Source organism: Siccirubricoccus soli (genome assembly GCF_024178315.1).
GTDB lineage: Bacteria > Pseudomonadota > Alphaproteobacteria > Acetobacterales > Acetobacteraceae > Siccirubricoccus > Siccirubricoccus soli.
Map to the genome: position 1 here is coordinate 1 of NZ_JAMZIK010000067.1, position 22,525 is coordinate 22,525.

Annotated in this window: 18 protein-coding genes; 3 read left to right on the forward strand and 15 right to left on the reverse strand. The window is 69.5% G+C overall.

Annotated elements, in window-relative coordinates; all coding sequences use genetic code 11:
* Positions 1 to 186 precede the first annotated feature (186 nt).
* The 4 genes from NJ376_RS11025 to ltnD form a co-directional block, all read right to left on the reverse strand.
* Entirely contained in the window at positions 187 to 570 is a 384-nt protein-coding gene (locus NJ376_RS11025) for a flagellar biosynthesis regulator FlaF (RefSeq protein ID WP_252953311.1), read from the reverse strand.
* A 158-nt stretch (positions 571 to 728) separates the two neighbouring features.
* Positions 729 to 1,559 carry a flagellin gene (locus NJ376_RS11030; protein WP_252953312.1) on the reverse strand — a complete coding sequence of 277 codons (831 nt, stop codon included), beginning with the start codon at positions 1,557 to 1,559 and terminating at the stop codon, positions 729 to 731.
* Between the two features lie 413 nt (positions 1,560 to 1,972).
* The gene (locus NJ376_RS11035; RefSeq protein WP_252953313.1) at positions 1,973 to 2,152 is read right to left on the reverse strand and encodes a hypothetical protein; all 180 of its coding nucleotides are present in this window, start codon (positions 2,150 to 2,152) and stop codon (positions 1,973 to 1,975) included.
* 99 nt (positions 2,153 to 2,251) lie between these two features.
* On the reverse strand, positions 2,252 to 3,145 hold the full coding sequence (gene ltnD / locus NJ376_RS11040) for an L-threonate dehydrogenase (RefSeq protein WP_252953314.1): 894 nt from the start codon (positions 3,143 to 3,145) through the stop codon (positions 2,252 to 2,254).
* Positions 3,146 to 3,675: 530 nt separating this feature from the next.
* Between ltnD and NJ376_RS11045 the strand changes: the two genes are divergently transcribed.
* Both NJ376_RS11045 and NJ376_RS11050 read left to right on the forward strand, forming a co-directional pair.
* Positions 3,676 to 5,010, forward strand: coding sequence for an NAD(P)H-dependent oxidoreductase (locus NJ376_RS11045; RefSeq protein WP_252953315.1), 1,335 nt, complete (start codon positions 3,676 to 3,678; stop codon positions 5,008 to 5,010).
* A gap of 219 nt (positions 5,011 to 5,229) precedes the next feature.
* Positions 5,230 to 5,994, forward strand: a complete 765-nt coding sequence (locus NJ376_RS11050) for an SDR family NAD(P)-dependent oxidoreductase (protein WP_252953316.1) — start codon at positions 5,230 to 5,232, stop codon at positions 5,992 to 5,994.
* A gap of 147 nt (positions 5,995 to 6,141) precedes the next feature.
* On the opposite strand, the gene dnaE is transcribed toward NJ376_RS11050, so the two are convergent.
* On the reverse strand, positions 6,142 to 9,582 hold the full coding sequence (gene dnaE, locus NJ376_RS11055; protein WP_252953318.1) for a DNA polymerase III subunit alpha: 3,441 nt from the start codon (positions 9,580 to 9,582) through the stop codon (positions 6,142 to 6,144).
* Positions 9,583 to 9,791: 209 nt separating this feature from the next.
* Between dnaE and NJ376_RS11060 the strand changes: the two genes are divergently transcribed.
* Complete coding sequence (locus tag NJ376_RS11060) at positions 9,792 to 10,205, forward strand: hypothetical protein (protein WP_252953319.1); 414 nt, start codon at positions 9,792 to 9,794, stop codon at positions 10,203 to 10,205.
* Here the strand turns inward: NJ376_RS11060 and NJ376_RS11065 are convergent, their stop codons facing one another.
* The 10 genes from NJ376_RS11065 to nuoL all read right to left on the reverse strand — a co-directional run bounded on the left by NJ376_RS11065 (position 10,206) and on the right by nuoL (position 22,523).
* Positions 10,206 to 10,931, reverse strand: a complete 726-nt coding sequence (locus NJ376_RS11065) for an ABC transporter ATP-binding protein (RefSeq protein WP_252953320.1) — start codon at positions 10,929 to 10,931, stop codon at positions 10,206 to 10,208. It abuts the gene before it with no gap.
* Positions 10,924 to 12,177 carry a lipoprotein-releasing ABC transporter permease subunit gene (locus NJ376_RS11070; protein ID WP_252953321.1) on the reverse strand — a complete coding sequence of 418 codons (1,254 nt, stop codon included), beginning with the start codon at positions 12,175 to 12,177 and terminating at the stop codon, positions 10,924 to 10,926. The genes NJ376_RS11065 and NJ376_RS11070 overlap by 8 nt, the downstream gene beginning before the upstream one ends.
* 109 nt (positions 12,178 to 12,286) lie before the next feature.
* A complete protein-coding gene (gene proS / locus NJ376_RS11075) occupies positions 12,287 to 13,597 on the reverse strand; it encodes a proline--tRNA ligase (protein WP_252953323.1) in 1,311 nt (436 codons plus the stop codon).
* A gap of 503 nt (positions 13,598 to 14,100) precedes the next feature.
* A complete protein-coding gene (locus NJ376_RS11080; RefSeq protein WP_252953324.1) occupies positions 14,101 to 14,361 on the reverse strand; it encodes a DUF1467 family protein in 261 nt (86 codons plus the stop codon).
* Positions 14,362 to 14,367: 6 nt separating this feature from the next.
* Entirely contained in the window at positions 14,368 to 16,038 is a 1,671-nt protein-coding gene (locus NJ376_RS11085; RefSeq protein WP_252953326.1) for a ribonuclease J, read from the reverse strand.
* Between the two features lie 89 nt (positions 16,039 to 16,127).
* Positions 16,128 to 16,925, reverse strand: coding sequence for a type III pantothenate kinase (locus NJ376_RS11090; protein ID WP_252953327.1), 798 nt, complete (start codon positions 16,923 to 16,925; stop codon positions 16,128 to 16,130).
* A 4-nt stretch (positions 16,926 to 16,929) separates the two neighbouring features.
* Entirely contained in the window at positions 16,930 to 17,625 is a 696-nt protein-coding gene (locus NJ376_RS11095) for a biotin--[acetyl-CoA-carboxylase] ligase (protein ID WP_252953329.1), read from the reverse strand.
* A 47-nt stretch (positions 17,626 to 17,672) separates the two neighbouring features.
* Positions 17,673 to 19,094: an NADH-quinone oxidoreductase subunit NuoN gene (nuoN, locus tag NJ376_RS11100; protein ID WP_252953331.1), complete on the reverse strand. Its 1,422-nt coding sequence runs from the start codon at positions 19,092 to 19,094 to the stop codon at positions 17,673 to 17,675.
* A gap of 4 nt (positions 19,095 to 19,098) precedes the next feature.
* A complete protein-coding gene (locus NJ376_RS11105) occupies positions 19,099 to 20,610 on the reverse strand; it encodes an NADH-quinone oxidoreductase subunit M (protein ID WP_252953333.1) in 1,512 nt (503 codons plus the stop codon).
* A 2-nt stretch (positions 20,611 to 20,612) separates the two neighbouring features.
* Positions 20,613 to 22,523 carry an NADH-quinone oxidoreductase subunit L gene (gene nuoL, locus NJ376_RS11110; RefSeq protein WP_252953334.1) on the reverse strand — a complete coding sequence of 637 codons (1,911 nt, stop codon included), beginning with the start codon at positions 22,521 to 22,523 and terminating at the stop codon, positions 20,613 to 20,615.
* Positions 22,524 to 22,525 lie beyond the last annotated feature (2 nt).

Sequence of the window (22,525 nt, forward strand, 5' to 3'; positions counted from 1 at the left end):
AGGCCGAGCAGCGCCTCGGCCCGCAGCAGGGCGGCGCCGGCGGCCTCGCCGGGCAGGCGCTCCAGCCGGTCGAGCAGCGGCAGGGCTTCCTCCGGGCGGCGCTGGCGGAGCAGGGTGCGGGCGCGGCCGGCGAGGCGGTTGGCCAGGGGCTCGGGCGTCAGGCTGTCGCTCAGCATGGCGGGGTCCTCAGCGCCAGAGGGCGGCGGCGAAATGCTCGTTCATCTCGGCGATGAAGCCGAAATCCGGTGCCTCACCCTCGCATTCCCGGATCACCGCCAGGGCGACGCTGGCGATCTGGGCGCGCAGCTCGGGCGGCAGGGAGTTGGTCGGGTCCAGCACGGCGCGGTGGACAGCGGTCCAGAGGCGGCGGTTGTCGGCGGCGGCGCGGGCGCGGGCGAGCGGGCTGGCGCCGGTTTCGAGCTCGCGGATCGAGCGCGTGGCGCGGGCGAAGACCTCGGCCTCCATCTGCTTGGCGGAGAGGCGGCGGCGATAGGCGGCGGCGCCGGAGGCGCTCGGCTGGGGGGAAGCGACGGCGCCGAAAAAAGCGGAGGTGTCGATGACGTTGGACATGCGGTGCGGTCCTTCCTGGGGTTCGGTGCCGTTCGTCCAGGCGCTCGACCGGGGATGCGGGAGCTGCCGGGTGAGGGGCACCGGCCGGCCTCCTGCCGACCTCGCCTTGTGCCGTCGCCGCGACGCGGGCTGCCTTGCCTGCGGCGCGCGGCGCCGGCCTAGCGGAACAGGCTCAGCAGGGTCTGCGGGGCCTGGTTCGCGATGCTCAGCGCCTGCGTGCCGAGCTGCTGGCGGATCTGCAGCGCCTGCAGCTTCGCCGATTCCTTGGCCAGGTCGGCATCCACCAAGGCGCCGAGGCCGCCTTCCTGGGCGTCGATCTTCGCCTTGTTGTAGTCGATCTTCGCCTCAATGTAGTTCGAGTAGCTGCCGAAATTATTGAGCTGCGTCAGGGTGGTGGCGATGGTGTTCGTCAGCACGCCGGTCGCCGTCAGCGCCGCGGCGGCGCTGCCCGCGGTGTAGGCGTTGAAGCCGGAGACCGCGTTGAAGATGCTGGTCAGCCCATCGAAGCCGGTGATGGTGTAGCGGTCACCCTGGCCGTTGGTGATGACGTCGATGGAGGTCTTGGTGCCGTCGGTGATGTTGGTGCCATTGTAGCTGGCATCATTGATGAAGGACTTGATGTTGTTGGTGATTTCCTTCACTGAGGCCTGGTACTGGGTGCGCTGGTCGTCGGTGAGCGTGCCGTCGGCCAGCTTCACCGTCAGGGTCTTCAGCTTCTGCAGCGAGGAGGAGACGTTCTCCAGCGCGGCGTTGCTGACATCGAGCAGGCCCTTGGCACCGCCGAGCTGCTCATTGGCCGAGGTGGTGGCCGCGATGTCGCCGCGCACCCGCTCCGCCACCGCGAAGGCCGCGCCGTCATCCTGCGCATCGGCCACGCGGTAGCCGGTGGAGATGCGCTTCTGCGTGGCCTCCAATTCCGTGGTGGTGCGGTTGAGCGAGTGCAGCGCCACCTTGGCGCCGATATTCGTGTTGACCGAGTTCAAGGGCATATCGGCTTTTCCTCCGATGCACGGCCCCAGGTCGTCCGGGACCACCCGCAAGTCTGAGGGCCTCGGGTGAAAGGGAGGTTAAAGTGGCGGGAGAATCACATGCGGCGCCGCAACCGAGGCGATGCCCCCCGGCACCGCCCCGGCCCGGCGACCCGCCAGACTGCCGCCCCGGCAGCCCGACGGATCATCGCCCCGGCCCCGGACCTGTCGGGCCGGCACCAGGGCATTCCACTGGCATTCCCGCCGCGTGGCCCGCGGCGGCGCCATCATGCTTCACGGCGCCACGGTGGCGGCCACATCCCCCGGGCGCGGCGGCCGCGGAGGGCGGGTCGCCCCGACGCATCGCACCGCCCTGGCAGGCCAAGCCCGGGCAAGCCGCGGCGGCACCGCCCGGCCAGCCGGCACCGGAGGCCTCAGCCGAAGAGCAGGAAGGCCAGCTCCGCCAATCCCCAGAACCCGGCCAGCGAGACGATGCCGACCAGCGATGCCTCCTGCACCGGGTCGAGGCCCGTGCCGCCAAGGCGTCGCCGCGGCCGCAAGGGCGGCAGCGGGATGACGAGGTGGGCATGCGCCGAGAAATTGCGGTTCGACATGCCCCGACTAGAACAAAAACCGAACCCTTGCGCAAGGGTTAATGTGCGTCATTTGTTCTCGGCGGGCAAGGCGGCTTTCCGGGCCCGGGAGGGCCGGTTTCAGTCCTTCGGCAGCCGGATCCCGGTCAGCGCCTGATAGGCGCGGATGACGAAGCCATCATCCTTGCCGCCATGGCCCATGGCGCTGGCCGCGGTGAAGAGCTGCTGCGCCTGGGCGGCGAGCAGCGCCGGGAAGCCCTCGGCCCGCGCCAGCTCCGTCACCAGGCCGAGATCCTTGACGAAGATGTCCACCGCCGAACGCGGCGTCTCGTCGCCGTTCAGCACATGGCGCATACGGTTCTCGAACATCCAGGAATTGCCGGCGGCGCCGGTGACGACGCCGTAGAGCGTCTCCGGGTCGAGCCCGGCCTTGATGCCGAGCGCCATCGCCTCCGCCGCCGCGGCGATATGCACCCCGGCGAGGAGCTGATGCACCACCTTCATGGTGGCGCCGAGGCCGGGCGCCTCACCGAGATCCCAGACCTTCTTCGCAATGGCGTCCAGCACCGGCGCGGCCTTCGCCTTGGCCGCCGCGCTGCCGGAGGCCATGACGGTCAGCGCCCCGGCCCGGGCCCCGGCGGCGCCGCCGGAGACGGGGGCATCGAGGTAGAGGAATTGGCGGGCTTCCGCCTCCGCCGCCAGGGCGCGGGCCTCGGCGGGGGACATGGTGGAGGAGACGATGAGCACCGCGCCAGGGGCGAGGCGCGGCGCGGCGCCGAGCGGGCCGAACAGCGCCTCCCGCGCCTGGACGGCGTTGACCACCAGCACGAGGACGGCCTCGGCGCCCGGCGGCAGTTCCGCCCCGCTGGCGGCGGGCAGGCCGCCGGCGGCGGCGAATTCGGCGCGGGCGGCATCGCGCAGATCCACCCCGGCGACGCTGAGCCCCTCCGCCTTCACCAAGTTCAGGGCGGCGCCCATGCCCATGCTGCCGAGACCGATGACCGCGACCTGCATCCGATGTTCCTCCCCGGCCCGGCGGGGCGGGGCCAGGGATGGCGCCCGCCCTGGCCTCCGCCGCCTGGGCCGTGCCGCCCCAGCCTAGAGCAGATCGCCGTAGGGCGGCACCGCCCGAAGGCGTGAATCTGCTCTGCAAACAAAAGCGTAGAGCGTTTTCGGTGAACGCATGTAAACCGAAAACGCTCTAGCCCTCCCCCGCCGGATGCGGGAGGGATGCGGCGCGCAGGCGGGGAGGCCCGGCCCTTCGCCGCCGCGCCGGCGAGCAAGGCTTGCGCCCCGTGATCCGGGGCCGCCAGGTGGCCTGCCTGTCGCACGGCGCCGCATGGGCGGATCGGCCGCAACTGGCGGCGGACGGCACGCCCCTGCCCTGCCCGCGCAGCAGGCTACCGGTGGCCCCCATGGCCGCCGAGGCGGATCGGTCCTCCTGTCCCGCCGCGCAGCAGGCCACCGCGACGGACCAGCTCCGCCCCCCTCGGAAGGCGACGCCACCGGCCAGGGCCGGCTATGCTGCGGCAGGAGGAAAGCCCATGAACCTACATCGGATGCTGGCGGCCCGCGCGGCGGCCGGGCGCCCCGTGACCGTCGGCGTCATCGGCGCCGGCAAATTCGGCTCCATGTTCCTGGCCATGGCGGCGCGCAGCCCGGGGCTGCATGTGGCCGGCATCGCCGACCTCGCCCTGCCCCGCGCGCGGGAGGCGCTGGCCCGGATTGGCTGGCCGGCGGAGCGCTACGGCGCCGCCAGCCTGGACGCCGCCTTCGCCGGTCGCAGCACCTTCCTCACCGAGGACAGCGCGGCGCTGATCCTCGACCCGCGCATCGAGGTGGTGGTGGAGTGCACCGGCCACCCCGCCGCCGGTATCCGCCACGCCCTTGCCTGCATCGCCGCGGGGAAGCATATCGTCATGGTGAATGTGGAGGCGGATGTGTTGGCCGGACCGCTGCTGGCGGAGAAGGCGCGCGCCGCCGGCGTGGTCTATTCCATGGCCTATGGCGACCAGCCGGCCCTGGTCTGCGAGATGGTGGACACGCTGCGGGCCGAGGGCTTCACCGTCGTCGCCGCCGGCAAGGGCACGAAATACCTGCCCGAGTATCATGCCAGCACGCCGGCCACCGTCTGGGGCCATTACGGGCTGACGGAGGAGCAGGCGCGGCTCGGCGGGATGAACCCGCAGATGTTCAACTCCTTCCTCGACGGCACGAAATCGGCGATCGAGATGGCGGCGATCGCCAATGCCACGGGCCTGGCGCCGCCGGAGGACGGGCTCGCCTTCCCGCCCTGCGGCGTGCAGGATTTGCCGCGCGTCTTCGCCGGCAGCAGCGGGCGCGTGGAGGTGATCTCCTCGCTGGAGCGGGATGGCAGGCCGGTGGCGGGCGATCTGCGCTGGGGCGTCTATGCGGTGTTCGAGGGCGAGACGGAGTATGTCCGCCGCTGCTTCGCCGAATATGGCGTGGCAACCGACCCTTCCGGCCGCTACGCGGCGCTGTGGCGGCCCTACCATTTCATCGGGCTGGAGCTCGGCATCTCCGTGGCCTCCGCGGCGCTGCGAAAGGAGCCGACGGGCTGCGCCGAGGCCTGGCGCGGCGACGTGGCGGCGACGGCCAAGCGCGACCTGGCGCCGGGCGAGGTGCTGGATGGCGAGGGCGGGGCGATGGTGTGGGGCAAATGCATCCCTGCCGCGCGCTCCCTGGCGCTGGGGGCTCTGCCCATCGGGCTGGCGCATGGCGTGACGCTGACTCGGGCGGTGAAGGCGGGGGCCATATTGAGCTACGCCGACGTGGCGCTGGACGAGACGGCGGAGGCGGTGAGGTTGCGGCGCGCGATGGAAGCGGCGGCGGCGATGCCGGCAAAGGCGGCGGAGTAGCAGGCGGCCCGGCCGGCAGAGGGCGCTCTGCCCGCCCGCCGGGGGTTGCAGCGCCCCCTCCCCTGACCCCGGCCTGCGCGCGACGATGCGATGGGGCCGGCCGCATTCCGCCTGGAGCAATATCCAGAGCCGCTTATCTCCGATCCGATGGATCATGGCGTGATCCATCAGGTTGGAGGCTGCCCTAAGCTGGCGGCCCTGCTGATGGAGGCCGTCGAGATGTCTGATCCCACCGCCCCGAAGGTCGCGCTCGTCACCGGCGCCTCGCGCGGCATCGGCCATGCGATCGCTCTGGCACTGGCGGCGCGCGGCTTCGCGCTGTTCCTGGCGGCGGAGGGCACGGCGGAGGAGCTGGCCGGGGCCGCCACCGCCTGCCGCGCCTCCGGCGCGCCGGATGCCGTCTCCGCCATCTTCGACCTGGCGGCGGAGGGCGCGGCGGAGGCGATGGTGTCCGCGGCCCTGGCGCGGTTCGGCCGGCTGGACGTGCTGGTGAACAATGCCGGCATACGCTGCCGCAAGCCCTTCGGCAGCTTCACCCGCGCCGAGTTCCGGGCGCTGCTGGCGGTGGATCTGGAAGCCGCCTTCTTCGCCAGCCAGGCGGTGCTGCCGGCGATGCGGCGGCAGGGCGGCGGGCGCATCATCCACATCGCCAGCCAGATGGGCCGCGTGGCGGCGGAGGAGAATGCGCTCTACGGGGCAGCCAAGGCGGCGCTGCTGCAGCTGACGCGCAACATGGCCTTCGAGCTGGCGAAGGAGAACATCCAGGTGAACTCCGTCAGCCCGGGGCCGATCGCGACGCAGTACAATATCGAGAGCTATGGACGGATGCCGGGGCGGACGGAGCTGATGACCTCCCGCGTGCCGGCGGGGCGGTTCGGGCGGCCGGAGGAGGTGGCGGAGGCGGTGGCGTTCCTGGCGACCTGCGAGACCGGCTACATCCAGGGCCACGACCTGCTGATCGACGGGGGCTACACGATCCACTGAGCCGGCCCCTGCCCTTCGGCCGAAGGCGCGGGGAACGCCTTCGGCGACACCAAGGCGCAGGGGCGGCATGGTCAGGCCGGGCGGCCCGGATCAGGCGACAGGACAGGCCGGCGCGGTTCACGCCGGCATGGTCAGCACGCGGCCGTGCTAAACGGTTTCCGCATCGGCAATGCCGGGCACGACCTTCATCGCCTGCACCAGCTTCGGGGAGACGTTGAAGCCGCCGGGCAGGGCCAGCTCCACCTCCTGCCCCTCCCCTGTCCGCGCGATGACCGTCACGCGGCCCTTGCCGCGCCCTTCCCGCGTCAGCATGGCGTGGATGGTGTCCACCGCCGCCATGTTCTCCAGCCACAGGCGGATGCCCTGGCCGACGCCCTGGGCCGCCTTCTCCAGCCCCTCCACCTCCTGGGCCGTCAGCCGCAGCGTCTCGCCATCCAGCCGCACCTCGGCGGTGACGAGGATGGCGGTGCCCTCCGCCAGCAGGTCGCGGCAGCGGGAGAGCACCTCGCTGAACAGCGTCACCTCGATGCTGCCGCTGGCATCGGAAAGGCCGACCCAGGCCATGCGGCTGCCGGTGCGGGTGGGGCGTTCCTTGCTGCTGACCACCGTGCCGGCCAGCTTCACCCGGCCGACGCCGCCCTTGGCCCGCTCCGCCACGCGCATGATCGGGGTCACCCCCAGCCGCGCCAGCACCGGCTTGTAGGTATCGAGCGGATGGGCGGAGAGGTGGAAGCCCACCGCCTCCGCCTCATAGCTGAGCTTCTCCAGCATCGGCCAATCCGGCATCTCCGGCAGGCGCAGCGGGTCGGGCTTCGCGCCGGCGCCGCCGAAGAGGGCGATCTGCGCGCTGGCGCGGTCCTCGGCGGCCGCCTGGGCGCGGCGGAGGATGGTCTCGGCCCCGGCCACCAGCCGCGCGCGGTTCGGCTCCAGGCTGTCGAAGGCGCCGGCCTTGGCCAGGTTCTCGATCTGCATCTTGTTCAGCAGCTTCGGGTCCACCCGCGCGGCGAAATCGGCGATGGAGGCGAAGGGCCCGCCCTGGTCGCGCGCCGCCACCATGTCCCGCATCGCCTGGGCGCCGACGCGCTTCACCGCCGCCAGGGCGAAGCGGATGGCGTCCTTCCCCTCCTCCGTCCGCTCCACCAGGAAGTCGGCGCCCGATCTGTTCACATCCGGCGGCAGCACGGCGATGCCGAGGCGCGAGGCCTCCTGCATGTGCCCGGCCAGCTTCTCCGTCTTGTCGAGGTCGAGCGTCATGGAGGCGGCGAGGAAGGCGACGGGGTGGTTCGCCTTCAGCCAGGCCGTCTGGTAGGAGACCAGAGCGTATGCAGCAGCGTGCGACTTGTTGAAGCCGTATTCCGCGAACTTCGCCATCATGTCGAAGATCTCGGTCGCCTTGCCGGGATCGATGCCGTTCTTCACGGCGCCCTCGGTGAAGATGGCGCGCTGCTGCTCCATCTCCTTGGCGATCTTCTTGCCCATGGCGCGGCGCAGCAGGTCGGCGCCGCCGAGCGAATAGCCCGCCAGCACCTGGCTGATCTGCATCACCTGCTCCTGGTAGACCATGATGCCGTAGGTCTCGGCCAGGATATCGTGGATCCTCGGATGCGGGCTCTCCCAGGGCTCGCCATGCTTGCGGGCGCAATAGGCCGGGATGTTGGCCATCGGGCCCGGGCGGTAGAGCGAGACGGCGGCGATCAGATCCTCGAAGCGGTCCACCTTCATCTGGCGAAGGCAGTCCCGCATGCCCTGGCCTTCGAACTGGAACACCCCGGCGGCGTCGCCCTTCCGCAGCATCTCGTAGGTCTTCGCGTCGTCCAGCGGGATGGCGGCGATGTCGATGTCGTGGCCCTGGCTGCGCAATATGGCAAGCGCCTGCTGGATCACCGTCAGCGTCTTCAGGCCGAGGAAGTCGAACTTCACCAGGCTCGCCTGCTCGACATACTTCATCGAGTACTGGGTGATCAGCATCTCGCTGCGCGGATCGCGGTAGAGCGGGACGATGTCCAGCAGCGGCTTGCGGCCGATGACGACGCCGGCGGCATGGGTGGAGGCGTTGCGGTAGAGGCCTTCGAGCTGGTTGGCGATCTCCAGCAGCCGCGCCACCTGCTCATCGGCATCGCGCATCTGCTGCAGCCGCGGCTCACCCTCGATCGCCTGGGCCAGGGCGACGGGCTTGGCCGGGTTGAAGGGGATGAGGGAGGCGATGCGGTCCACCTGGCCATAGGGCATGCCGAGCACCCGGCCGACATCGCGCACCGCCGCCTTGGCCTGCAGCTTGCCGAAGGTGATGATCTGCGCAACCCGGTCCGCACCGTATTCGCGGCGGACATAGTCGATCACCTCGTCGCGCCGGTCCTGGCAGAAATCGATGTCGAAATCCGGCATCGAGACGCGCTCCGGATTCAGGAAGCGCTCGAAGAGCAGGCCGAAGCGGAGTGGGTCCAGGTCGGTGATCGACAGCGCCCAGGCGGCGACGGAGCCGGCGCCGGAGCCGCGGCCGGGACCGACCGGAATGCCCTTCTCCTTCGCCCATTGGATGAAGTCCGCCACGATGAGGAAGTAGCCGGAGAAGCCCATCTGCTCGATGACGCCGAGCTCATAGGCGAGCCGCGTGCGGTAGACCTCGCGGTCGGTGACGCCGAGCGCATCGAGCCGGGCTTCCAGGCCGCGGCACGCCATGTCCTGCACCGTCTCCGCCTCGGTCTTGCCTTCCTGCACCTTGGGGCAGATGGGCAGCTCCGGCTTCTTCGTCTCCGCCATCACGGCGCAGCGGCGGGCGATGGCGAGGGTGTTGTCGCAGGCCTCGGGCAGGTCGGCGAACAGGGCGCGCATGACGGAGGGCGGCTTGAACCAGTGCTCCGGCGTCACCCGGCGGCGGTCCGGTTCCGCCATGGTGCGGCCCTCGGCAATGCAGAGCAGGGCGTCATGCGCCTCATGCATGTCGGGCGTCGCGAAATAGACGTCGTTGGCCGCGACGATCGGCAGTTCCAGCTCCTCGGCCAGGCGCAGCAGGCCGGGCTCGACGATGCGCTCCACCTCCAGGCCGTGGCGGTTCAGCTCCACCACCAGCCGGTCGCCGAAGCTTTCCTTCAGCCGGGCGAGCAGCGTCTTCGCCAGGGGGAAGCGGCCCTCCGCCAGCAGCCTGCCGGGCGGGCCGAAGGTGCCGCCGGTGAGGAGGATAATGCCCTCGGCATGCTCCGCCAGCGTCGCCAGCTTCAGGCAGGGGCGGCCGGAGGGGTCGTTGCCGAGGAAGCTCTTGGAGGAGAGGCGCTGGAGGTTGTCGAGACCCTGGGCGTTCATGGCCAGGGCAACGATGGGGTCGGGTGACAGGCGCTCCGCCTCCGGCCGCTCATCGCTGGCTGAACGGGAGAGGAAGAGCTGGCAGCCGATGATGGGCTGGATGCCCTTGCCGCTGCAGCCCTGGGAGAATTCCAGGGCGCCGAAAAGGTTGGCGCTATCGGTCAGCGCCACCGCGGGCATGCCGGCCTCCTTCGCCAGCGTCGCCAGCTTCTCCGCCTTGATGGCGCCCTCGCTGAGGGAATAGCTGGAATGGACGTGGAGATGGATGAAGCCGGCGGAGTCGCTCATCCGGCCAGTCTAGCATCGCGGAGGGGCGCTGGCTTCGCTGGTGCCCTCGCGGCTGAACCGCGAGACCCAACTCCTGGCTTTCAAAGGCCTTTCGGCCTTTGGCGGAGGGGTTGGACGGGGAGGCAGAGCCTCCCTCGGAACGGTAACGCAGGTCACAGCCCCTGCCGGCCGCATGGCCTATGTCGCGGCCCGGACAACAGGAGCCGCCCATGTCCCGCCTGCCTCTGCTCTTCCTCGCCACCGCCGCGCTCTGCCTCGTCATCGGCGTGGCCATGGGGATCGCCATGGGCATCGCCCATGATTTCCACCTGGCGCCGGTGCATGCGCATCTGAACCTGCTCGGCTGGACCTCGCTGGCCCTGATGGGGCTGACCTACCGCGCCTGGCCGGTGCTGGAGGCGAACCGCGTCGCCGCCTATGCGCAATACGGTCTGTCCGCCGGCTCGGCGGTGGTTTTTCCCGCCGGCATCTACCTCTCCATCGAGCACCAGCAGCCCATGCTGGCGATCCTCGCCGCCATGGTCTGGTTCGCCGGCGCGCTGCTCTTCCTGGCGCGGCTGGTGCTGCTGATGCTGGGCCGCAGGGCGACGGAGGCGGAGTCGGCGCTGCTGCCGGCCGAGTGATCAGCCCGGCACCACCTTCCCCTCCCTGAGCGTCACCACCCGGTCCATCCGCGCCGCCAGGGCCGGGTTATGCGTGGCGATCAGCGCCGCCACCCCCTGCCCCCGCACCGCCGCGAGCAGCTCGGCGAAGACGAGGTCCGAGGTCGCCACGTCCAGATTGCCGGTCGGCTCATCGGCCAGCAGGATGCGCGGGGCATTGGCCAGGGCGCGGGCGATGGCGACGCGCTGCTGCTCCCCGCCCGAGAGCCGCCCGGGCCGGTGATGCTCCCGCCCCGTCAGGCCGAAGCCGGCGAGCAGCGTCCGCGCCCGCTCCCGCGCCTGGTTGCGGCTGGCGCCGGCCGCCATCTGCGGCAGGACCACATTCTCCTCCGCGGTGAATTCCGGCAGCAGGTGATGGAATTGATAGACGAAGCCGATGGTGGTGCGGCGGATCGCCGTGCGGCCATCATCGGAGAGGGTGCCGGCGGCGCGGCCGGCCACATACACCTCCCCCGCATCCGGCCGTTCCAGCAGCCCGGCCAGGTGCAGCAGGGTGGATTTCCCGGTGCCGGAGGGTGCGACCAGGGCCACGATCTCCCCCGCCTCCAGCTCCAGCTCCGCCCCCACCAGTACGGGCAGCTCGCCGGCCTCGGTGCGGTAGCGCCGCTCGACGCCCGCCAGGCGCAGGGCGGGCGCATTCTCGCCATTGCGGGTCACGTGCCGCTCCTCGCCCAGGACGCTACTCATTCCGCAGCGCCTCCACCGGGTCGAGCCGCGCCGCGCGCCAGCTCGGATAGATGGTCGCCAGCAGGGAGAGGCCGAGGCCCATGCCGACCACCTGCATCACCTCATGCGGATCCACCACCGCCGGAAGCTGGGAGAGGAAGTAGACCTCCGGGCTGAACAGCTCCGTGCCCGTCAGCGCCTGCAGCGCCTGGCGGATATGCTCGATGTTGATGCAGAAGGCGAGGCCGAGGGCGAAGCCGATCAGCGTGCCGGCGCAGCCGATGGAGGCGCCGCAGAGCAGGAAGATGCGCAGCACATTGCCCCGCGTCGCCCCCATGGTGCGGAGGATGGCGATGTCCCGCCCCTTGTCCTTCACCAGCATGATGAGGCTGGAGATGATGTTGAAGGCGGCGACGATGATGATGAGGGTGAGGATCAGGAACATCACGTTCCGCTCCACCTGCACCGCGTTGAAGAAGCTGCTGTTGGCATCCTGCCAATCGACGATCCGCAGCTGGCGCTGGCCCAGGGCGCGGCGGATCTCGAAATTCAGGGCGCGGATGCGTGTCGGGTCCTGGGCGAAGACCTCGATCTGCGTCGCCGCATTGCCGGTCTGGAAGTAGATCTGCGCCGCTTCCATGGGCATGAAGACGAAGCTGCTGTCGTATTCGTTCATGCCGACGTTGAAGAGGGCGATGACGCGATAGGCGCGGACCCGCGGCACCGTGCCGAAGACGGTGGTGCGGCCCTGGGGCGAAACCAGCGAAAGCCGGTCGCCCACCGTGATCCGCATGCGGTTGGCAAGGCCGGTACCGATGACGACGACATCGTCGCCGCCGAATTCCGCCAGGCTGCCGCGGCGGATGTTGTTGGCGATGATCCCCTTGGCGCGGAGATCCTCCGGCTTGATGCCGCGTGCCAGCCCGCCGGCAGCGCCGCCCGCCTCGCTGGTCAGCAGCACTTGGCCCTCGATGATCGGGTTGGCCGCGGTCACGCCGGGGACCCGCCGGATGGCCTCGGTGATCTCGTCGTAATCCGAGAGCGGGCGGCCATCGAGGGAGAAGACCCCGAGATGGCCGTTGAGCCCGAGGATCCGCCCCAGCAGCTCCTGCCGGAAGCCGTTCATCACGCTCATCACGATGATCAGCGTCGCCACGCCGAGGGCGATGCCGACGAGCGAGAAGATGGCGATGACGGAGACGAAGCGCTCCCCTTTCCGCGCCCGCAGGTAGCGGAAGGCGACGGCGCGTTCGAAGGCGTTGAACATCAGGCGCCTCCCTCCGCCGCCGGGGCGCGGACGCGGCCGGGCACGGGCGCGCAGGCAGCCCGGCCCCGGCCCTCCCCCGCCGCGCGGAGGAGGGAGACAGCGCGGCGCATCAGCCGGCCTTCACCCGGGCGATGGCGTCCTCCACGGAGAGCTCCACCCGCTCCCCGGTGGCGCGGCGTTTCAGCTCCACCTTGCCGGCAGCAGCGCCGCGCGGGCCGATGATGGCCTGCCAGGGATAACCCATGAGGTCGGCATCGGCGAATTTCACGCCGGCCCGCTCCTCCCGGTCGTCATAGAGGGCGTCGGGGGCGAAGGCCTCGTAGAGCCGGCCCGCCAGCGCATCCGTGCCGGCATCGCCCTGCTTCAGGTTCAGCACCGCCAGCTTGAAGGGGGCCACCGCCTCGGGCCAGCGGATCCCGTTCTCGTCGTGATTCGCCTCGATGATGGCGCCGACCAGGCGGGAGACGCCGATGCCGTAGCTGCCCATCTCCGGCGCCACCGGCTTGCCATCCGGCCCGGAGACGGTGAGGCCCATGGAGGCGCTGTACTTGGTGCCGAAGTAGAAGATGTGGCCGATCTCGATGCCCCGCGCGGAGACGCGCTGCGCCTCGGGAATCGCCTCCCAGGCCGCCAGATCGTGCTTCTCGTCGGTCGCGGCGTAGCGGCTGGTCCAGAAATCGACGATGGGCGAGAGGTCGCCATCATAGTCCACGGGCTGGGAGAGCACATCGAAGTCCAGCAGGTCCTTGTGCAGGAAGACCTGGCTTTCCCCGGTCTCCGCCAGGATGAGGAATTCGTGGGAGAGGTTGCCGCCGATCGGGCCGGTATCGGCCTGCATCGGGATCGCCTTCAGCCCCATGCGGGCGAAGGTGCGCAGATAGGCGACGAACATCTGCCGGTAGCTCTTCTGCGCCCCGGCGTAGTCCAGGTCGAAGGAATAGGCGTCCTTCATCAGGAATTCGCGGCCGCGCATCACGCCGAAGCGGGGGCGGACCTCGTCCCGGAACTTCCACTGGATGTGGTAGAGGTTGCGCGGCAGGTCGCGGTAGCTCTTGGCGTAGCCCTTGAAGATCTCGGTGACCATTTCCTCATTGGTCGGGCCGTAGAGCATCTCCCGGTCGTGGCGGTCCTTGAGGCGGAGCATTTCCGGGCCGTAGGCGTCGTAGCGGCCCGATTGGCGCCAGAGATCCGCGGTCTGGATCGTCGGCATCAGGATTTCCTGGGCGCCGGCGGCGTCCTGCTCCTCGCGGACGATCTGCTCCACCTTCTGCAGCACGCGCCAGCCCAGCGGCAGCCAGGCATAGATGCCGGCGCTGGTCTGCCGGACCATGCCTGCCCGCAGCATCAGGCGGTGGGAGGCGATCTGCGCCTCGGCCGGGGTTTCCTTCAGGGTCGGCAGGAAGGCGCGGGAGAGGCGCAAGGCGGGCTCCTGGTCGGGCTAGAGCGTGATCGCCCGCGGCCGAAGGCGACCGGAAGCGGAACTCACGCGGTCAGACATCTGCCCGAAGCGGGAGGCGAAGGCCGCCTGCCCCGGGCTGCGGCGGACACTAGCTTGCGGCGTCCCGGCTGGGAACGGCCAGGGCCAAGTGGCACCCATGCCACGCCAAACCATCCACTCCCGCGGCAGGATGGGAATAATCGAACACGCCGCCAGGGATCGGCTTCGCGGAAATTGCTTGGCGGTCGGCCGCCCTTCGGCTAGACGAAAAAAAGGGCCGCACCCGTCAGGGCGCGGCCCGAGTTTAGGGAGGAAACGCCAGTCACACGGCAGGAAGAGGACCAACCCTCTTCCTTCAGGCATGGTGGCGCGGACCAACAACACCGCACAACGCCAAAGGCTGCCGCCATAGCCGAAAAAAACGGCGTTCAGACAGCGTCTGCAACAAGATAAGGCGACACCCGGACCAATCCCGGGAAAGTCGCTCATTTTTCAGGCAGGGCCAGCCAGCCGCTCCGAAAGCTCAGCCAGTCGCTGGTGATCAACGCATAGGCTCCGGCGAAGATCACCGCCGCCACCAGCGTGGTCAGCCCCACCTTCATCAGGAGTCGCGGCCGGTCCGGCAGGCCGCGCCAGCCGCCGGTGGCATCGCCCTCCGGCCGCGGTGCGGTGCCGATCGGCAGGATGGCGAAGAGGGTCAGCCACCAGATCAGGAAATAGACGACGACGCCGTTGAACCAGCCCATGGGCGGCTAGACCCGCAACAGGTGAACTTCGACATTCGGCCGCTTGCGCAGCCGCCGCCCGACCGCCTTGCGCAGCACGCTGCGCGCCGCCTCGCGCAGCGCATCGTCCTCCCGCTTCAGGGCGCTCGGCAACTCCCCGACCGCCCGGGCCAGATCGGCCGCGAGCTGGACGGATTCGGAGGTGTCGCCGTCGAACAGGCCGGGCGCCGAAACCTGGGGCTGGCCCACCACCCGCCCACCGGCATCGACGGCGAGCGAGGCCATGACGACGCCGTTGAACAGCATGCGCTTGCGCGCCGCCAGCACCCCGCCGGAGAGCGGCAGCAGCCGGCCATTGTCCACCGCCAGACGGCCGGTCGGCACGCCCTCCACCACCTCCGGTCGGCCCGGGGACAGGCGAAGCACGTCGCCATCCTCCACCAGCACCGGGATCGCCTGCAGCGACTTCGCCAGCGCCGCATGCTCGGACAGATGGCGCCATTCGCCATGCACCGGCACGGCGTATTTCGGCTTCACCAGCTGGTAGAGCCGCTTCAGCTCGTCCCGCGCCGGGTGGCCGGAGACATGGACCATGTGGTCATCCGCCGTCATCACCCGGCAGCCGCGGCGGGCGAGCTGGTCCTGCAGCAGCAGGATGCCGCGCTCATTTCCGGGAATCATGCGGGAGGAGAAGATGACCGTATCCCCCTCCCCCAGCGCGATGCTGGGATGGGTGTCGGCGGCGATCTTGGCCAGCGCCGAGCGCGGCTCCCCCTGGCTGCCGGTGCAGATGATGAGGAGGTTGTCATCCGGGATGAAGCCCGCCTCCTCCTCCGGCACCAGTTCCGGAAGGTCTCTGAGGTAGCCGCATTCCCGCGCCGCCGCTTCCGCATTGCGCAGGCTGCGGCCGAACAGCGAGACCTGCCGCCCCGCCGCGGCCGCGGCGCGGACGATGCTCTCGACGCGGGCCACATTGGTGGCGAAGCAGGTGACGGCGACGCGGCCCTTCAGGCCGCGGATGATCGCCGTCAGATTCCGCCGCACCTCGGCCTCGGAACCGGAATGGCCCTCGACCAGCGCATTGGTGGAATCGCAGACCATGGCGAGGACGCCCTCCTCGCCCAGCCGGGCGAAGGCGGCCTCGTCGGTCGGGCCGCCGATCAGCGGGTCCGGGTCCAGCTTCCAGTCGCCGGTATGGACGACGAGGCCATGCCGGGTGCGGATGGCCAGCGCCTGCGCCTCCGGCACCGAATGGGCGACGCGGAGGAATTCGAGATCGAAGGGCCCCAGGCGGAAGCGGCCGCCGAGGGGGATGGTGTGGATCTTCGCCTCGCCCAGCAGCCCCGCCTCGCCCAGCTTCCGCCGCAGCACGGCGGCAACGAAGGGGCTGGCATAGATCGGGCAGCGGAATTGCGGCCAGAGATGCGCCACGGCCCCGACATGGTCCTCATGCGCATGGGTGATGACGAGGCCTTCCAGCCAGTCGCGCCGCTCCGCCAGCCAGGTGGCGTCGGGGACCATCACCTCCACCTCGGGCTGCTCCGGCCCACCGAAGCCGATGCCGCAATCCACCGCCAGCAACCTGCCGTCGCAGCGGTAGACATTCAGATTCATCCCGATCTCGCCGGTGCCGCCAAGGGGGATGAAAGCCAGGTCATCGGCGGCATCGGGCAGAGCCGCGGGCAAGAAATCGTTCATTCCCTCATCTTCTGGTGTCGGCCTCGCAGGGTCGGGCAATCTCGGGACGAGTATAGCGCAGCCGGCCACATCCCGCCGACCCCGCCGCCTCAATCCCTTGCCTGGGTCCGGTTCAAGATGGGGACGGGGTTGCGTTCCGCCAACAGGCGCAGCCCTTCCAGCGTGATATCGGGGTCGATGGTTTCAATCACCTCCGTCCCTTCCGCGAAGAGCGGGGCGAGGCCGCCGGTGGCGACGATCTTGAGATGCGCCTCCTGCTCCGCCTGGATGCGCCGGACGATGCCCTCGATCATCCCGACATAGCCCCAATAGATGCCGGATTGCATGGCGGCGACGGTGTCCCGTCCCACCACGGCCTGGGGCCGGCCGATGCCGATGCGGGGCAGCCGGGCCGCCGCCTGGTGCAGCGCCTCCAGCGAGAGGTTGATGCCGGGGGCGATGACGCCGCCGAGATAGGCGCCATCCGCATCCACCACGTCGAAGGTCGTGGCGGTACCGAAATCGATGACGATGAGCGGCCCCTTGTAGTGGTGATGGGAGGCAAGGGAGTTCAGCAGCCGGTCGGCGCCCACCTCCTGCGGCCGGTCCACCCGGATCTCGAAGCCCCATTCCACCGTGGAGCGGGCGATCAGCGGCTCGACATTGAACCATTCCCGCGACAGGCGGCGGAGGTTGTAGAGCGCGGCCGGCACCACCGTGCCGATGGCGCAGCGGTCGATCTCGGCCGGCTTCAACCCGGCATATTGCAGCAGGGCGAGCAGCCAGACGGCGTATTCGTCGGAGGTGCGGCCGGCCTCCGTCGCGATGCGCCAGCGGCCGCGCCATTCCGTGCCGTCATGCACGGCGAAGACGACATTGGTGTTCCCCGCATCGATGGCGAGCAGCATGGGTTCACGATCCTCCCACCTCGCCCGACAGGATCCGGTGGCGGGTGCCGCCGGCCTCCAGCAGCAGCGCACCATCCTCGGCGAGGCCTGCGAAGGCGCCGGCAGTAACCGGGCCGGCGCTGAGGGTCAACGTAGTCCCCAGGGCCGGGCCGCGCTGCAGCCATGCGGCGCGGATGGGGGCGAAGCCCTCCTGCAGCAGGGTGTCGCGCCAACGCAGCAGGCGGGCGAGCAGGCGGGCGGCGAATTCCTCCGGGGTGGCGGCGGTGGCCAGGCAGGCGGTGGGCCGGTCTGGCAAGGCGGGAGCATGGCGCAGATTGACCCCGATGCCATAGGCCAGCCAGGCGAGGCTCCCATCCGGCGCCAGGGCGGTCTCGGTCAGGATGCCGGCGCATTTGGCGCCATGGCGGAGCAGGTCGTTCGGCCATTTCAGCCGCAGCGCGGCGGGCTCCGCATCGCACTCCGCCGCCGCCTCCGCCAGGGCCACGGCGGCGAGCAGCGCCCATTGCGGGGCCTGCCGCGCCGGGACGGGCGGGCGCAGCAGGGCGGAGAGGTAGAGATTGCCGGGCGGGGAGCGCCAGGGGCGCCCTTCCCTGCCGCGCCCCGCGGTCTGCTCCCGGGCCAGGATGGCGAGCCCTTCCGCCTCCCCCGCCTCCGCCCTCTCCCGCAGCAGGGTGGCGGTGCTGCCGAGCTCGGCATGCACCTCCAGCCGCCAGAAGGGCGGCGCGCCCCGGCCCGGCAGCGGGGCGTTCAGCCGAGCAGCGCCGCCGCGGCCGCCTGGGCCGCGGCCAGCAGCGGCGCCGGCCAGAGGACAAAGAACAGGGTGAAGAGGCCGGAGGCCGCCATCACCACCGTCAGGCTGGCCGGCGCCGGGTCCAGCTCACCGGCCGGCGCATCGAAGAACATCACCTTCACGATGCGCAGGTAGTAATAGGCCGAGACCACGCTGGTCAGCACGCCGACCACGGCGAGGGTCCAGAAGCCCGCCTGCACCGCGGCGAGGAAGACGTAGAGCTTGCCGAAGAAGCCGGCGAGCGGCGGGATGCCGGCCATGGAGAACATGAAGATGGCCATCCAGACCGCCATGCCGAGATCGGTGCGGCCGAGCCCGGCGAGGTCCTCCACCTGCTCCACCGCCCGGCCGCGCCGGCGCATGGCGATGAGCACGGCGAAGGTGCCGAGATTCATCGCTACATAGATCGCCATGTAGACCAGCAGCCCGCGCAGCCCGATATCGTTGGCAACGGCCAGGCCCATCAGCGCATAGCCGACATGGCCGATCGAGGAATAGGCCATCAGCCGCTTGATGTTGCGCTGGCCGATGGCGGCGAAGCCGCCGAGGATCATCGAGCCGAGCGAGACCAGCGTGATGACCTGCTGCCACTGCGCCGCAAGGTCGCCGAAGGGCCCGATCAGCACGCGAGCCAGCAGCGCGATGGCGGCCACCTTGGGCGCGGCGGCGAAGAAGGCCGTCACCGGCGTGGGCGCGCCCTCGTACACGTCCGGCGTCCACATGTGGAAGGGCACGGCCGAAACCTTGAAGGCGAGGCCGGCAATGACGAAGACGATGCCGACGATGACGCCGGCGGTCACGCCCGAATCGGCCGAGAAGGCATCCGCCAGCCGGTCGAAATTCGTGGTGCCGGCGAAGCCATAGACCAGCGAGCTGCCATAGAGCAGCAGGCCGGAGGCGAGCGCGCCGAGGACGAAATACTTCAGCCCGGCCTCGGCGGAACGCGCATTGTCCCGGTTGAAGGCGGCGATGACGTAGAGCGGCAGGGAGAGCAGCTCGAGCCCCAGATAGAGCGAGAGCAGGTCGTTCGCCGAGATCATCACCATCATGCCGATCGTGCCGAGCAGCATGAGGAGGGGGAATTCGAAGCGTCCCAGCCCCTCCTTCGCGTTGTAGTCCAGCGAGAGCAGGATGCCGATGGCGGCGGCCGCGATGGCCAGCAGCTTCATGAAGCCGCTGAAGGCATCTGCCACGTAATGGCCGCCGAGGGCGGTGCCCTCCGGCTGGCCCAGCACCAGCACCGCGGCGAGCAGCAGCGCGCCGATGCAGGCCATGCTGACCGGGAAGAAGGTCTCCTGCTTCGGCAGCACGCCGGCGACGAGGATGACGAGGCCGGCGCAGGCCAGCGCCAGCTCCGGCAGGGCAAGGGTCCAGGTCATCGTCTTACATCCCCGCCAGGCGGCTGACGCTCATCGCCGCCTCATGCCGCTGCACCAGGGCAGCGACGGAGGCTTCGAAGAAATCGAGGAAGGGTTGCGGATAGACGCCCATCCAGAGGGCGAGGAGGATGAGCGGCGCGAAGACCGCGTATTCCCGCGGCGAGAGGTCGAGCAGCGCCCGCAGATCCTTCTTGGTGATCTTCCCGAAGATCACCCGGCGATAGAGGTAGAGCATGTAGGCCGCCCCCAGCACCATGCCGAGCGCGCCGCCGAAGGCGACCCAGGGGTTGATCCGCCAGGCGCCGACAATGACGAGGAACTCGCCCACGAAATTGGCGGTGCCCGGCAGGCCGACCGAGGCCATGGTGAAGAGCATGAACACCATGGCGTAGGAGGGCATGATCTTCGCCACCCCGCCATAGCGCAGGATGTCGCGGCTATGGACGCGGTCATACAGCACGCCGACGCAGAGGAAGAGCGCGCCGGAGACGACGCCATGCGCCAGCATGGTGAAGAGCGCGCCGGAGAGCCCCTGGGCGTTGATGGTGAAGATGCCGATGGTGACGATGCCCATATGCGCTACGGAGGAATAGGCGATGAGCTTCTTCATGTCCTCCTGCGCCAGTGCCACCAGCGAGGTGTAGACCACGGCGACGACCGACAGCACGAAGATGAGCGGCGCGAATTCGGCGCTCGCCTCCGGCAACAGCGGCAGGGTGAAGCGCAGGAAGCCATAGGCCCCCATCTTCAGCAGCACGCCGGCCAGGATGACGGAGCCCGCCGTCGGCGCCTCCACATGCGCATCCGGCAGCCAGGTATGCACCGGCCACATCGGCACCTTCACCGCGAAGGAGGCGAGGAAGGCGAAGAAGATCCAGGTCTGGGCCGCGCGCGGCACCTGGTACTCGAACAGCTCCGGAATGTCCGTCGTGCCGGCATTGTACCAGAGGTACAGGATGGCCAGCAGCATCAGCACGCTGCCGAGCAGGGTGTAGAGGAAGAATTTGAAGGCGGCATAGACCCGCCGCGGCCCGCCCCAGACCCCGATGATGAGAAACATCGGGATCAGCACCGCCTCGAAGAACACGTAGAAGATGATGAAGTCGAGCGCGGCGAACATGCCGACCATCATCGTCTCGAGGATCAGGAAGGCGACCATGTACTCGCGCACCCGCGTCTCGATCGCCTCCCAGGAGGCGAGGATGCAGAGCGGCGTGAGCGCGGTGGAAAGCAGGACGAAGAGGACGGAGATGCCGTCCACGCCCATATGGTAGCCGACGCCGAATTCCGGCAGCCAGCTCAGCTTCTCCTCGAACTGGAAGCCGGCGGAGGAGATGTCGAACTTCACCCAGAGGATGAGGCTGAGCAGGAAGACCAGCAGGCTGGTCCAGAGCGCCGTCCAGCGCGCGTTGCGGGCAACCACCGCCTCCTCCCCGCGCACGAAGAGGATGATGGCGGCGCCGGCCAGCGGCAGGAAGGTGAGCAGCGAGAGCAGAGGGAAACCGGCGGCGTTCATGCTCAGCGCCCGATCAGGAAGAGGGAGACGAAGACGACCAGGCCGATGATCATGGCGAAAGCGTAGTTCGCCACCCGCCCGGTCTGGATGCGGACGGCGCCGCGGGCGACGCCGACGGCAAGGCTGGCCGCGCCGTTCGGCATGCCGTCGATGATCTGCGCATCGCCGGTCTTCCAGAACACCGCGGCAAGACGGCGGGCCGGACGGACGAAGATCGCGTCGTAGAGCTCGTCGAAATACCACTTGTTCAGCAGGAACAGGTAGATCCCGCGGAAGGCGGTGGCGAGCCTGCCGGGGAGGTCCGGCGCCAGCATGTAGAAGACATAGGCCAGCGCGATCCCGCCCACACCCATCACCGTCGGCCCCAGCGGCACCCAGGCCGGCACCTCGTGCATCGCATGCAGGATGTGGTTGTGCGCGGCGTTCACGATAGAGCCGTGCCAGAAGCCGTGCTCATGCTCGCCGATGAAGAGCGGTGCGAAGACGTAGCCCGTCAGCACCGCGCCCACCGCCAGCAGCAGCAGCGGGATGAGCATGACCGCCGGGCTCTCATGCACATGCTCCATGGTGTGGTGGTCCGCCCGCGGGGCGCCATGGAAGGTGAGAATAAGGAGCCGCCAGGAATAGAAGGCGGTCAGGAAGGCGGCGATCATGCCGCAGAGGAAGGCATACATGCCGACGCCGCTATGGCTGGCGAAGGCGGCCTCGAGGATGGCGTCCTTCGAGTAGTAGCCGGCGAAGAAGGGGATGCCAGCCAGCGCCAGGTTGCCGATCCACATCACCGCATAGGTGATCGGGATCTTGCTCCAGATGCCGCCCATCTTCCGGATGTCCTGCTCATCCGACATGGCGTGGATCACGCTGCCGGCGCCGAGGAAGAGCAGGGCCTTGAAGAAGGCGTGGGTGAAGAGGTGGAACATCGCCACCTGGTAGGCGCCGACGCCGGCGGCGAAGAACATGTAGCCGAGCTGCGAGCAGGTGGAGTAGGCGATCACCCGCTTGATGTCGTTCTGCACGCAGCCGATCGTCGCGGCGAAGAGGGCGGTGGAGGCGCCGACCACGGTGACGATGGCGAGCGCCGTCGGCGCATACTCGAAGATCGGCGACATGCGGCAGACGAGGAAGACGCCCGCCGTGACCATGGTGGCGGCATGGATGAGGGCGGAGACCGGCGTCGGCCCCTCCATCGCATCCGGCAGCCAGGTGTGCAGGCCGAGCTGCGCCGACTTGCCGCAGGCGCCGATGAAAAGCAGCACGCCGATCAGCTCCAGCGCCGGGATGCCGCCGAAGCGATCCTCCAGATGCTGCGGCACGGCGGCGAAGATGGTGTCGAATTCGATGCTGCCGAAGACGTAGAAGGTCAGCGCGACGCCCAGCATGAAGGACACGTCGCCCACGCGGTTCACGATGAAGGCCTTCATCGCCGCCCGGTTCGCGCTCTCCCGGTCGTACCAGTAGCCGATGAGGAGGTAGCTCGCGAGACCGACGCCCTCCCAGCCGAAGAAGAGCTGGGCGAGGTTGTCCGCCGTCACCAGCATCAGCATCATGAAGGTGAAGAGGGAGAGATAGGCGAAGAAGCGCGACGGCGTCTCGTCATGCGACATGTAACCCACCGAGTAGAGGTGGATCAGCGTCGAGATGAAGGTGACCATGGCCACCATGACGACCGCCAGCGTGTCGTAGCGCAGCGCCCAGGCGAAATCGAGGCCACCGACATTCATCCAGGTGACGATTTCCACCGTCACCGGATGACCGGAGAGCGCGACCTGGGCGAAGCTGAGGCTGCCGCAGACCGCCGCCAGCGCCATGCAGATGACGGTGGACCATTGCGCGGCCTTGTCCCCGATCCAGCGGCCGAAGAAGCCGCTGATGCAGGCCCCGAGCAGGGGGAAGAAAATGGCGCCGACGAACATGC